This window comes from Synechococcus sp. R60.1 (genome assembly GCF_047461835.1).
Classification (GTDB): Bacteria; Cyanobacteriota; Cyanobacteriia; order Thermostichales; family Thermostichaceae; genus Thermostichus.
The window spans coordinates 1-10580 of sequence record NZ_JANSIA010000097.1; the positions used below are offsets into that span (position 1 = coordinate 1).

The window sequence follows — 10580 nt, forward strand, 5'->3', positions numbered from 1 at the left end:
GGTAGTAATCCGTACTGAACATATTATACATTATTTTCAGTATAGTTGAGCTTATTATTGACTAGAGTCATGCTCTGCCGGGATCCCTTCTTCGTCGAGTATTTTATCTGCTTGGATCCCACTAGGGCTGAGCTGGGTCGGCTGGCCCCCAAATGCGAATTGAGCCATCGGCGCCACCACTGAGAAGGGTCTGCCCATATCGCTGCGCGACGCTTCCGCGACCGGGGCCAAACAGCAAGACGCTCACCATCCAAGTCTGGCCGCCCAGGGTGCGCAACTGTTCTCCGCTGCGCAGATCCCAGAGCTTGATCTGGTGAGCGCGGTAATCGGTGCCGCTGGCGAGCAAGCGGCCATCAGGGCTGAGGGCAAGGGCGGCCAAGCCGGACAAAGTCTGGGGCAAGGTGCGCTCCAAGGATCCCGTGCCCAAGTTCCAGACCAAGATGCCACCGGTACTGCCAGCGAGCAAATAGCGGCCATCTGGGCTCAGAAGCACCTGCTCGATGGGGTAGTCGGCCTTTAGGGTTTCCAGCAAGGCCCCGCTGCCGGGATCCCAAAGGTGAACGGTGGGATCTCCATTGGCGGCCACCAAGATCCAAGGGGGGATCCCTTCAGATTGGTGGGAAGTATTCATACGGGTAGGTCTTGGGCCAAAGGCCACTGCTGTAATGCCAGCCCTCTGAGGGGTCTCCTGGGCGGCGGCAGCAGTGTGAGGCGATAGGGTGCGGATCAACTGGCCGTTGTCGGCCTGCCAAAGGCGGATGGTGCGGTCGGCGCTGCCACTGGCAATCCAACGACCATCGGGGCTAATGGCGACGCTGTTGATCAGCTCCGTGTGTCCCTGCAACTGCAACCGTGGCACCCCATCCCCCGGCGGGAGAGCCGGAAAATCCCAGACGCGCACTGTTTTGTCGGCCCCCCCACTGACCAGAAAAGTGCCATCCGGGCTGATGGCCAACGCTTCGATGGATCCCTTGTGGCCTGCTAAGGTTTGGAGAAGTTCACCAGCCTGGGGATCCCAAAGCCGGATCACGCCGTCGTCTCCCCCGGCAGCAAGGAGATTTCCATCCGGGCTGATGGCCAGAGCAGTGACGGCGACAGGGCCTTCCAGCGTAGCCTTGAGCTGCAAAGACTTGGCCCAGTCTGCCGGGTCGTTATCGCTACGCGACGCTTCCGCGACCGTGACGGCGGTGGGGACGGAGGCATGAGAACCGTTCTCGCGAGTAGGACGGAGTCCCAGGCCGTTGCGCTTTGCCGGGCCAGAGGATCCCGTTCTCGTGAGGGGGACAGAATCCTTGGGCTCCCCCCGCAGGCCAAGGTTCGCCCTCATCTGCCATACCCCTGCCACCGTCAACGCCAGCAAAGCCGCCAAGCTGCCTCCTGCCCAAACCGGTGGGATCCGGGGACGCGCCCGCAGCGATACCGGAGAACGCGGTGGGGTGGTTGGCTCCTGTAAGGGCTCGGCGGCGACAGGGCTGGGCTGGGACAGGAGTTCGGCGGCAGGGGAGCTCTCGGCGGGGGGCAAAGCCTGCAAAGCGGCCAGAGCTGCTGTTGCTGAAGGAAAGCACTGTTGTGGGTTGCAGCTCACCAAACGATCCAGAAAAGCAGCAAAAGGAGCGCTAGTAGAGGCCAGATCGTGCCAGCGCAACTCCCCCGTCAACGGGTCGCGAAACAGCTTCTGGGGCGGGATCCCGCAGAGGGCCTGCAGGGCAATCAGCCCAAGAGCATAGAGGTCGCTGCAATGCCTGGGGCCATAGGGGTTCCCGAAGCCAGAGCCGGAAAAAGCCAGACCCTGTTCCTCACCCCCCCACTTCAACAACACCCATCGGCCATCCGCCTGACGGTAGATCAAGCGAGAGGGCTGCAGGTTGCAGCAGCTCACCCCTTCCCCATTCAGGAAGGCCAAGGTTTGCAGCACATCCTGCAACAAGGCTCGTACCTCAGCCTCTGTCCAGTCGTGCCCCCAATGGCAGTGCATTTGGCGGGACGGAGTCGTTGGCTGGCCCTTCTCGGTTGTGTCGCCCAGCAATAGAGTCTGTTCCAGGGTGGGCCCTTCAACCCATTCTTCCACCCAATAAAACTCCCCCTCTTGCTCAAAGCAGGCCAACAGGCGGGGGATACCCTCGTGGGATCCCAGGTGCTCCCGCAGCGCCACTTCTTGCTGAAAGAGATGCCGTAGCGAGGCGGAGTCCTCACTGTGTTCGCGGTGCGGAGCATTTTGGCCGGCCTGCCAGCGTTTGAGCACCACCCGAAGCCGCTCAGGATGATGGCTATCCTGTGCCAAGTAGGTTTGTCCGCTGGATCCCAGTGCTTCCAAGATCTGATAGCGGCCACCCAGGGTCTGCCCTACCATGGGGAGAGTGCGAACCTTTTCCTTCCGACCCATCATGCCATAGCGACGTGAGACTCAGGCTAACCGTTCACCCTTGCGTTCACGGTGCGGAGCGCCTGGGTGGGATAGAGTCCTCGCCGCATCAGTCCTCCACCGCCATGGCTGAGGTGAGCAGAGCAAAAAGCGAAAGGGGATCCCGACAGCCGCTTTCGGTCAACTTTCTCCCTGGAGCAGGCTGAGTTGCTCAGCGACCTGGGGGATGTTGTTGCAAAACCTGCTTCAAATAGCGCCCTGTATGGGATCCGGGGTGCTCAGCCACCTGTTCTGGAGTGCCAACGGCGATGATCTGGCCGCCGCGGTCGCCGCCCTCTGGCCCCAAGTCAATAATCCAATCAGCACAGCGGAGAATGTCCAGGTTGTGCTCGATCACCAGCACGGTGTTGCCTGTATCCACCAGCCGTTGCAGGACGTTCAAGAGCTTGTGGACATCGTAAAAAGACAAGCCGGTGGAGGGCTCATCCAGCAGATAGAGGGTTTTGCCGGTGGAGCGGCGGGCCAGTTCTGCGGCCAACTTGACCCGTTGCGCTTCCCCACCGGAGAGGGTAGGAGCTGGCTGGCCCAGCTTGATGTAATCGAGGCCCACATCGGCCAAGGTCTGCAGGATCTTGGCGGCAGGAGGCAGGGCAGCGAAAAACTCCAGCGCCTCCCCCACCGTCATATCCAGGACTTCGGCGATGTTCTTGCCCTTGTACCTGACCTGCAGGGTTTCGCGGCTGTAACGGCTGCCCCCGCAGACTTCGCAGGTGACGTACACATCGGGCAGGAAGTTCATTTCAATCACGTTCACCCCCTGCCCTTTGCAGGCTTCACAGCGCCCCCCCTTGACATTGAAGGAAAAGTGGCCGGATGGGTAGCCTCTGGCCTTGGCATCCAAGGTTTGGGCAAAGGTTTGGCGGATGGGATCAAACAAACCCGTGTAGGTGGCAGGGTTGGAGCGGGGGGTACGGCCAATGGGAGATTGGTCGATGACGATCACCTTGTCGATGTGTTCGATGCCCTCAAGTTCTCCCATCTCCGCGGGTTGGGGCACCTTGTGTCCAAGATGGTGCTGCAGGGCAGGGTAGAGCAATTCGTTGACCAAGGTGGATTTGCCGGAGCCGGAGACGCCTGTAACACAGACCAACTTGCCCAGAGGGATCTCCACATCGATGTGCTTGAGGTTGTTTTTGTGGGCATTGGTGAGCTTGAGGGCAACCGCTTTCCCAGCCCGCCGCTGCGCAGGGGTAGGGATCCGCAGCCGCCCCGAAAGATAAGCTCCGGTGATGGAGCGCTCGCAGGCCATGATGTCCGCCAGGGATCCCTGGGCCACCACTTCCCCCCCGTGGATGCCGGCCCCAGGGCCGATATCGACGATGTGGTCGGCGGCACGGATGGTTTCTTCGTCGTGTTCCACCACGATCAGGGTGTTGCCCAGATCTCGCAGGCGAAACAGGGTTTGCAACAGGCGCTCGTTGTCCCGCTGGTGGAGGCCAATCGAGGGTTCGTCCAACACGTAGAGCACCCCCGTCAAGCCGGAGCCCATCTGGCTGGCCAGCCGGATCCGCTGCGCTTCGCCCCCGGAGAGGGTCATGGCCGGACGGGCCAGCGTTAGGTAGTCCAGGCCCACATCCACCAGAAACTGCAGCCGGGTTTTGATCTCCCGCAGCACCAGCTCGCCGATCTGCACTTGTCGCGGGGTAAGTTTCAACTGCTCCAGGCAGTGCAGGCAGTCGCGGATGGAGATCTCGGTGAGATCCGTGATGCGGTAGCCGCCGATGCGCACGGCCAGAGCTTCCGGCTTGAGACGGGATCCCCCACAGGCGGAACAGGGACGGTAGGTGAGGTAGGCTTCCAGCTTTTGCCGATAGATTTCGGAAGTGGTTTCCTGGTAGTGCCGCTGCAATTGGGGAATCACCCCCTCATAGCGGCGATAGTACCCCCGGCCTCGGTACTGAGATTCTACCTCGGCGATGTAGACCTCCTGGTCGGCGCCGTAGAGGATGATCTGCTGTTGCTGGGGGGTGAGATCACACCAGCGGCTGCTGAGGTCAAAGCCAAAAGCCTTGGCGGCTCCCGCCAACAAAGCCAGATAGTAGGGGTTCTCCCGCTCTGCCCAAGGGGCGATGGCCGCGTACAAGGGGAGCTTGGGATCGGGCACGATCCGCTCGGGGTCGAAGATGGGCTCAAAACCCAGCCCGTGGCAGACAGGACAGGCCCCAATCGGCGAGTTGAAGGAAAACAGGCGCGGCGACAGCTCGCCCATCACCGAACCGTGCTCCGGGCAGGCAAATTGCTCAGAAAAAATCAGCTCCGTTGGCTTGCTGTTCAGGTATTGCCCCGCCGACTCGGCCACCTTTTGCAGCAGCTGTTCTCGCTCCTCTTCCCGCGGCAGCAGCTCCACCACCGCAATTCCTCCCGACTGGCGCAGGCAGGTTGCCAGAGAATCGGCCAGTCGCTCCGCTATGTCGGGGCTCTTGACCAGCCGATCCACCACAACCTCAAGGGTGTGGGTTTTGTTTTTGGCTAACTCGATCTCCTCGCTCAGATCCCGCACCTGGCCGTCGATGCGCACGCGCACAAACCCTTGCTGGCGCAAGCTTTGCAACAGGTTGGCATGGGTGCCCTTTTTCCCCTTCACCACCGGCGAGAGCAACTGAAACCGCGTCCGATCCGGCAGGGCCAGGATCTGATCCACAATTTGATCCACCGTCTGGGGGGCGATCACCCGGTTGCAATGGGGGCAGTGCGGGATCCCAGCTCGCCCATACAGAAGCCGCAGGTAGTCGTAGATTTCGGTAACGGTGCCGACGGTGGAACGGGGGTTGTGGCTGGTGGACTTTTGATCGATGGAGATGGCCGGACTCAGCCCTTCGATGCGATCCACATCCGGCTTGTCCAGTTGCCCCAAAAACTGTCGCGCATAGGCGCTGAGGGATTCCACATAGCGCCGCTGTCCCTCGGCAAAGATGGTGTCGAAAGCCAAGGAGGACTTGCCCGATCCGGAGACGCCCGTGAATACCACCAGGCGATCGCGCGGGATCCGCAGGTTGACATTTTTGAGGTTGTGCTGCCGCGCCCCCACCACATGAATTTCGTTTTGGCTGGACATCTCACCACCTTTTCGCGCAGCGTGTCACAGGCATCCCGTCGAGACCGGCGAGTAACAAAATCTTAACGATTCTTAGTTAACGATTCTAATGCTCTTCGCTTTGTCCAAAAGGGGATCCCAGCCGACCAGGGGACGACAAATCGGTAGCAAAAAAGACTTGGCTATGCTGGAAAAGATCGACCCCCAAGGGCCATGACCTGGACACTGCCATCCGTTCAAAAGGTGTTTGTTTACCTGTTGGTGGGGATCGCCTTCACGGCCCTTTGTCTGGGGGATCAGGCTCTGTCGCCACCGGTCATTGCCGTTTGCTTGGCCGCAGGGGCCTGCAGTTGGTTTTGGGAGCCGCCAAGGATTGCTTTTGCCCGCTATGCCCCCCTGTGGATGCCCCTGACGGTGGCGGTGTTGCTTAGCCTGCTGGCTTTGGTTATCTTTGGGATCCTTCCCTTTTCCGATGGGGCCATTGGCTTGGTGCTTTACCTAACGGGGGCCAAGCTGTTTCAGCGGGAACGGGCAGCCGATCACATCCAGTTGGCGGTGCTGTCTCTGCTGCTGATGGCCATTGCCACCCTGTTCAACGAAGACATCAGCTTTGGGCTGCTGTTTTTGCTGTACGTGGGGGTAGGGCTAATCAACCTCACCCTTTACCACCTGCGCCTGCAAGCAGAGCAGCACCCGCAGGCAGCCAGCCAAACCCGTGGCATCAACCTCAACTTTTTGGGCTTTCTCGGATCCCTGGCTTTGCTGGCGGTGATCCTGTCCGTGGCTTTGTTTTTCTTGTTCCCGCGGGTCAGTTTAGGAATCCTGGGTCGCCAGGCCCGCTCCCCGGTGATGACCACCGGCTTTGCCGAGGAAGTCAGCCTGGGAGCATTCGGCACCCTCAAAACCGATAACACCGTTGTCATGCGGGTGGAATTTCCGGCAGGGGTGCCGCCCCGTGTGGAGTCCCTCTACTGGCGCGGGATCAGCTTCGATCGCTACGATGGACGGGCCTGGTCGCGAACGCTAGACCGCTTCATCCCCATTTTCCCCAACGCAGCAGGGGTATTTGATCTCTCTGCCTCCAGCTTGATCCCCACTGCTCCCGACCTGCTGCTTCTCCCCTTGGAGCAGCTTATCTATCTGGAGCCGCTGGCCACCAACACCGTTTTTGGGGTGGCCCCGCTGGTGGAGATGGAATGGCTGGAGCGGGGCGGAGCAGCGACGGTGCAACAAGCTTGGCAACGGCAGAATCGCCGCCTCATCCTGAGCGAGACCGGAGATGTTGGCCATTCTCTGCCTCGGCAGGTGCCCCATCTTTACCGCGCCCGGAGCCGGATCTCAAGGGAGTTAAGCCCGCGCTTGCGCCGGCTGAGCCACGCAGAGCTGTTCAGTGCTCTCGACCCAGTCCAACAGGCAGCCTATCTGCAGTTGCCAGCAGACCTGGATCCGCGCATTCCCGCCTTGGCTGAAGACGTTACCGCTGGGATCCCCGATGTCTTTGGCAAGGTGACGGCTTTGCAGAACTACCTGCTGGAGAACTACGCCTATACCACCGATCTGCCGGATCCCGGCCCTGAACCGCCTTTGGAAGCCTTTCTGTTCACCCATCGGCGGGGCCACTGCGAATATTTCGCCACAGCCCTGACGATACTGGCCCGCAGCATTGGCATCCCGGCCCGGATGGTGAATGGCTTTTTGGGCGGGCGCTGGGTGGCGCAGGAAAATTATCTGGCAGTGCGCAATGCCGACGCCCATTCCTGGACGGAGATCCCCTTTGGCCCCTACGGCTGGGTCATCTTTGACGCTACGCCGGCAGAGGCCAATGTCAGCCGGCGGGAAACCTGGTGGGATCCCCTTCAAGATTTCTACGACAGCTTGCGCTTCCGCTGGTTTAAGTACGTCATCCAGTACGACCTATCCACCCAGCGGCAGATCTGGCGGCAGATTCAGGAGATGGCCAGCGCTGTAGCCGCCTCTCCGGATCGAGAGGATGTCGGTGCTGGCTTCCGTCGCAGCCTGGTTGCCTTGGGGCAAACGTTGCAGCAGAATGGCCTGCCGGTGTTGGGGGTGGTTTTGATCACCGGATCCATGGCCTATTGGGGTCGCCGCCGCCGCTATCGGGCTTTGCGCTGGCAGGATGGGGGGTGGATTCTGTTGGCCACTGCCGGCAATGGGGTTTTGCTGGGATCCCTGTGGCAGCCTCCGCCCCCCTGGCCCACCTGGATGGTTGGCCTCTTGCTACCGAGTCTGGCCTTTGCTGGGATGCGCTGGATCCCGGCGGCTCTACCCAAGTCGCAGCAGCGCCGCCAGCTTATCTCAAGGCTTTATCTGCAACTGCGGGATCTGGCGACGGCGGTGGGGATCCCAGCCCACCTAGGCCCTGAGGCCTGCCTGGAACACTTGCGCCACTCCGACTTACCACAAGCCCAGGTGGCCATCCAGTTCTTGGAGCGCTACCTGGAGGTGCGCTTCGGTGGGATCCCGTTGGAGGCGGGCGAATTGCAGCGCTGGCAACAGCAATTCAAACAGCTCAGACGAGCATGGCAGCCACTGGCCAAAACCCCCAGAAGAGCCGCCTGACCAGAAGGACGGCTATGCCCTGGAGCAAGTACCCCAAAAGCCCTGCGAGAAACCTTGACAGTTATGAGACAGTTAAGAGATAGTTAACGTTAGTTATAGACCCCGTAAGCTGCACTGTCAGACGGGGAAATCGCTCAGTGGCGCACTCGCTTCAGGCACGTTTCGCGCTGCTGCATTGCTATGCCCTTGCAAACTCATCTGAAGCTGTGTTACGTTTCTAACGTTCAGCTTCGAACGAGCAAGGGCGTGTTAGCTATGCGTAGCTATTCTTTGAGGGCGGCTTTGGCTGCAACTTTGTGTCTGCTGTCCTCGTCAGTTTTTTCCTCTAGTGTGGCTCAAGCGGCGCCTAAGCCAACCGGCAACGGTGCAATCTTCTTTCACCCAGATGGAACCTCAGCTTCCCACTGGGACATTACGCGCATTCTCTACAAGGGCCCTGATGGCTTTCTGAACTGGGATCGTCTCCCCGTGATTGCCCCCTATCGCGGGCACCTTCTTGACCAGCTTGGAGGAACTTCCAACGCCGGAGCGGTGATCCATGCCACAGGAACTCGTGTCCACGCCAAGAGCTTTGGGTTGGATCCGGACGGCAAAGAGTACCCCTCTGCCAACGGCACCCTGAACACGATCATGGAAGAGGCTGTGGCGGCAGGCTTGGGTACGGCTCTGGTGCAAACGGGATCCATCATTGAGCCGGGGACGGCTGCCTTCGTTGCCGAGGCTGCTAAGCGCAGTGATTACGAAGAAATTGCCCTGGAAGTAGTGGAGTCGGGGGTAGACATCATCCTCGGCGCTGGCGAGGAATGGCTGCTGCCGGAAGGTGTCCAGGGCCGCTTTGGCCAAGGGAAGCGCAAGGATGGCCGCAACCTGATTGAGGAGGCCAAGAAAAAGGGGTACGCCGTTGTCTACACCCGCGACGAGCTGCTCAAGCTGCCGGCAGATGTCTCTAAGGTTTTGGGGGTGTTCAACGTCGAGGACACCTTCTACGACAAGCCTGAAGAAGAGTTGCGGAAAGAAAACTTGCCCAACTACATCGCCAGCGCCCCCACCATTGCCGAGATGACCGAATTTGCCCTGGCGCGGATCTCCCGCAATCCTAAGGGCTTCTTCGCCGTCATCGAAGAAGAGGGCACTGATAACATGTGCAACAAACTCAATGCCTCTGGCTGCCTGGAGGCCATGAAGCGGGCCGACGATGCCATCGGGGTGATTCTTAACTTCATTGAGAAGAATCCCAAGACCTTCATGATCACCACCAGCGACAGCAATGCCGGTGGCATGCAGTTGGTGGATGTCGAGTCCGCCGATGAGCCGCTGCCCCCTACTGACCCCGAAGGCAGTGGTGCCCCCATTGACGGAGTTGACGGCACCGGTAGCAAGCCGTTTATTTCTGCTCCTGACAAGAATGGCAAGCGCTTTCCCTTTGCCGTGGCTTGGGCTAGCGGAGATGACGTCGGCAGTGGAGTCATTGCTCGCGCTGCGGGCTTGAACGCCCAAGAGTTGGTGCCGACCACCGGGATCCTGAACACGGACATTTATCGGATTCTCTACTTCGTGCTCTTCGGGGAGCGCATCCCCAGCGAGCTGAAGCCCTAGTGTCTGCTGTGGTCACCTGCCTTGGGCGGGTGTTTGCCCCACAAGCTCTGTCCGTCACGGGGGATCCATCCAGTGGATCCCCTTTTTTTATGAGAACCACATAACGGCGAAGGGGCTAGCTCAGCAAAGCAGATAGACGTAGTTCATTTTGCGTTAGAACTGTACTACAGTGGGCTATCATGGAGCCGAGACTGTCCTTTGGGTTTGAGTTTGTTCCACCAACGCGAACTGCGATCTTCAACCATGCCCACTCCCGCTGACTCCTCTCCATCCCCCCTTCTCCAAAGCGACGAGGTTCTCAAGCCTGAGGACTCTGTTCCGCTGAGGGGGACGGTATTGGCGGCCCGTGAGCCTTTTTTGGGGCTGTTGCGGGATCTGGCGCGGGCCTACCAAGCTTTTGAAAATTACGCCGGGGTTCACATTCGGCAAATGGGGCTGACGGCCCCCCAATTCGATGTGTTGGTTACCCTTGGCAATACCCCTGGGATGACCATGAATGTCTTGGCCCAAAAAACGCTGGTGACCAAAGGGACACTGACCGGCATTGTGGATCGCCTGGAACAAAAAGGGCTGGTGCGCCGGGAAGTGCCCCCGGAAAACCGACGCTGCTTTAAGGTCGTGCTGACAGAAGCGGGGGAAAAACTGTTTGAGGAAATTTTCCCGGCCCACGTCGCCTACTTGAAAGAGCGCTTCCAAAAGCTGGATCCCTCGGAGATGGCGCAGATCCAGGCTTGCCTTAAAAAACTGCAGGCTATTTTCTAGCGCTTTCAGCTAGAAATCGCAGGAGCCCCGCACTGTACCCGTAGGGTCAGTGCCGAGAGGAATGCGAGGTTACAATAGAACTATGACCCAAGTCCTGACCGTATCCTGCAAGCTCAAGGTGTCCCAGTCGCAAGCCGCCAAATTGGACGCGACTTTGGAGGCTTTTGGCCAAGCCTTGAACTGGGT

Annotated in this window: 5 protein-coding genes; 3 read left to right on the forward strand and 2 right to left on the reverse strand. The window is 59.8% G+C overall.

What is annotated here, in order from left to right; translation table 11 throughout:
- Positions 1-121: 121 nt before the first annotated feature.
- Positions 122-2350, reverse strand: a complete 2229-nt coding sequence (locus tag NW834_RS11920) for a hypothetical protein (RefSeq protein ID WP_414418647.1) — start codon at positions 2348-2350, stop codon at positions 122-124.
- 223 nt (positions 2351-2573) lie between these two features.
- Positions 2574-5477, reverse strand: a complete 2904-nt coding sequence (gene uvrA / locus NW834_RS11925) for an excinuclease ABC subunit UvrA (protein ID WP_414418646.1) — start codon at positions 5475-5477, stop codon at positions 2574-2576.
- A 192-nt stretch (positions 5478-5669) separates the two neighbouring features.
- On the opposite strand from uvrA, the gene NW834_RS11930 reads away from it, so the two are divergent.
- From NW834_RS11930 to NW834_RS11940, 3 genes are all read left to right on the forward strand, one after another.
- Positions 5670-8036 carry a DUF3488 and DUF4129 domain-containing transglutaminase family protein gene (locus NW834_RS11930; RefSeq protein WP_414418645.1) on the forward strand — a complete coding sequence of 789 codons (2367 nt, stop codon included), beginning with the start codon at positions 5670-5672 and terminating at the stop codon, positions 8034-8036.
- Positions 8037-8291: 255 nt separating this feature from the next.
- Positions 8292-9632, forward strand: coding sequence for an alkaline phosphatase (locus tag NW834_RS11935; protein ID WP_414343906.1), 1341 nt, complete (start codon positions 8292-8294; stop codon positions 9630-9632).
- Between the two features lie 243 nt (positions 9633-9875).
- On the forward strand, positions 9876-10394 hold the full coding sequence (locus tag NW834_RS11940) for a MarR family winged helix-turn-helix transcriptional regulator (protein WP_238376932.1): 519 nt from the start codon (positions 9876-9878) through the stop codon (positions 10392-10394).
- Positions 10395-10580 lie beyond the last annotated feature (186 nt).

Excerpts from the sequence above, each read along its gene's own strand:
- NW834_RS11920 (WP_414418647.1), bottom strand. The coding sequence starts at position 2,350 with ATGGTAGGGCAGACCCTGGGTGGCCGCTATCAGATCTTGGAAGCACTG.
- uvrA (WP_414418646.1), bottom strand. The coding sequence starts at position 5,477 with ATGTCCAGCCAAAACGAAATTCATGTGGTGGGGGCGCGGCAGCACAAC.
- NW834_RS11930 (WP_414418645.1), top strand. The coding sequence starts at position 5,670 with ATGACCTGGACACTGCCATCCGTTCAAAAGGTGTTTGTTTACCTGTTG.
- NW834_RS11935 (WP_414343906.1), top strand. The coding sequence starts at position 8,292 with ATGCGTAGCTATTCTTTGAGGGCGGCTTTGGCTGCAACTTTGTGTCTG.
- NW834_RS11940 (WP_238376932.1), top strand. The coding sequence starts at position 9,876 with ATGCCCACTCCCGCTGACTCCTCTCCATCCCCCCTTCTCCAAAGCGAC.